We start from the raw sequence: 2390 nt of genomic DNA on the forward strand, positions 1-2390 counted from the left end.
GACCCGCACTCGTCCGCGCACCCCGCGCCCATGGCCGCGGGAGCGGCCGCGGCCGTCGTCATCGCCCTGCTCGCCGGACGCGAGCTGCTGGGCTCGGACCCCGAGGTGCCCGACGTCGTCGGCATGTCGGTCGGGGCGGCCAGCTCCCTGCTGCGCGAGGAGGGGTTCGCGGTCGAGCGCGTCGCCGTCGACGACCCGCGCGCCCCGATGGGCCAGGTCGTGGCCCAGACCCCCGAGCCGACCGAGGACGCCGACGACGAGACCGTGGAGCTGTCCGTGGCGTCGGGCTTGGTGGCCCTGGACGCCCGACCGCTCGTGGGCCACAGCTACGAGCACGTCGCCCGCCGGCTCGAGGCACTCGGCCTCGTGCCCGTGCGTCACGAGCACGAGAGCGCGTCGCGCGCCGGACTCGTGCTGAGCGTCGAGCGTGACGGACGGGTGGCGCTGGGCACCACGGTGCCGGTCGTCGTCGCCATCGCACCGGTGCAGGCCCCCGCCACGAGCGCACCTGCCGCGGCGTCGGCGTCGACGGGCACCTCCTCCGCCGCGCCGCGCGCCACGCGCCCCGGACCCGGCAAGGCCTCGGCCCCCGGCAAGGCCGGGCGAAGGGCAAGGGCAAGGGAAAGGGCCGCGGCTGACGCCACGGCCCCTCGATGCTTCCTCCCTCGACTCCGGTCTATCCGTGGGCCCGCCCGCGCACCCGCACCGCCGGGCGGCGCGACCGCGCCTCCTGCCACCGGTAGGCGGCGCAGGCGAGCAGGAACAGCGAGCCGGGCACGCCCGCCGGTCCGGCGGCGAGCACGACGACGGCCAGCAGGGTGCAGACGACGGCGCTGATCTCGCCGTTGCTCAAGTGATGCGCGCGGGGCCGGCTCACGACAGCGCGTCCTTCGCCTTGTCGATGAGGCCCTTGGTCTCCTGCAGCGGGTTGGTGCCGTAGAGCCGCGGGTCGCCGGGGGCCAGCTCGGGCCACTCCCCCGTCGCCTGGATCAGCGCGCTGCGGAAGTCGCCGCGGCCGTCGGGGGCCGGGCCGGACGCCCACGAGCCCTCCGTGGCCGCCTCGCCGTCGGAGGCCTGGATGAACGTGCGGCTGAACTCGTCGAACTCCTCCTCGAGCGGGAACGCCTCGGGCGTCGGCACGCCGTCCAGGCCGTCGGCCTTGAGCTCCTCGATGGCCGAGAGCCACTGCATCTGGTGCATGTGGTCGCGGGTGACCAGGAAGCGGATGAGGTCCTTGACGCCACGGTCGTCGGTCATGTGGAACAGCCGCGCGACCTGGAGGCGTCCCTGCATCTCGGCGGTGACGTTGAGCGTGAAGTCGGCCATGAGGTTCCCGCTGGCCGTCACGAACGCGCCGCTCCACGGGACGCCGTTGCTGTCGTGCGGGTAGGCGCTGCCGCCGTTGACGATGGTGTGCTGCGGGTTCTGGGCGCCGAACTCGCCGGCCTGGGTCGAGCCGGTCGTGTCGTCGGCGGCCATGAGGGCCGGCTTGTCGAGCAGCTGGTCGATCATCTGCACGATCATCTCGACGTGGCTGAGCTCCTCGGTGCCGATCGCCATGAGCATGTCCTTGTACTTGCCGGGCAGCCGGGTGTTCCAGCCCTGGTAGAGGTACTGGAGCGCGACGGTCATCTCGCCCCACTTGCCGCCGAGGACCTCCTGGAACTTCCGGGCGAACGCCGGGTCCGAGGAGTCGGGCTTGGCGGTGAACTGCAGTGCCTTCTGGTGCGTGAACATGCGTGCCTCCTGAGCGGTGCAGGTGTCGGATGATCCCCGGGTGCCCCAACGGTGCCGACTGTCACACCGCGGGGCGCACCTGTCGTGGTCCGTCGCCGCAGCGGCCTCGGTGCTCGCGCGGGCGCTCCTGTACCCGTTCCGGGCAGCCGCGTAACGCGTCCGGGCGGCCTGTCCCACGATGAGGATCCCGGGGTGCGCAGCCCCGCGGGCGGACGTCCGATGGAGGGACCGAGCCAGCCGCCCGACGAGGGGGAACGTCGATGTCAGGCAGTCGCACCGCACGGACCACGCAGCACGAGGTCGCCCACCTCCTGGAGGGAGCGCCGCCGGGCACGACCGCGCACCGGGACGCCGAGAACGAGGTCGTCCGTCGCCACCTGGGGCTGGCCTCCGCCCTCGCCCGCCGCTACCACGGACGAGGGCTCGACGACGACCTGCAGCAGGTCGCGGCGCTCGCGCTCGTCGGTGCGGGGCGCCGGTACGACCCCGAGCGGGGCGACCTCGCCTCGTTCGCCACGGCGACCGTCCTGGGCGAGCTGAAGAAGCACTTCCGCGACCGGGGTGGACCGTGCGACCGCCGCGCCGGATCCAGACGCTCCAGGCCAGCATCGCCGCCGCGGACGGGCCGGCGCGGGACGAGACGGGCCAGAGCC

At 73.9% G+C, this 2390-nt stretch carries 3 protein-coding genes; 2 read left to right on the top strand and 1 reads right to left on the bottom strand.

Features of this window, described 5'->3' with window-relative positions; genetic code table 11:
* Nucleotides 1-837: PASTA domain-containing protein (locus tag AC2W7G_RS13875; RefSeq protein ID WP_485868956.1), on the top strand; the 837-nt coding region annotated here is incomplete at its 5' end.
* Nucleotides 838-873: 36 nt separating this feature from the next.
* Here AC2W7G_RS13875 and AC2W7G_RS13880 read toward each other — a convergent pair.
* Nucleotides 874-1737 (bottom strand): manganese catalase, encoded by an 864-nt coding sequence (locus AC2W7G_RS13880; RefSeq protein WP_485868957.1) that lies wholly within the window; start codon nt 1735-1737, stop codon nt 874-876.
* Between the two features lie 260 nt (nt 1738-1997).
* On the opposite strand from AC2W7G_RS13880, the gene AC2W7G_RS13885 reads away from it, so the two are divergent.
* On the top strand, nt 1998-2390 hold a 393-nt coding region (locus AC2W7G_RS13885; protein WP_485868958.1), incomplete at its 3' end, for a sigma factor.

The organism is Aeromicrobium sp. PFPM2_SD2, assembly GCF_057364525.1.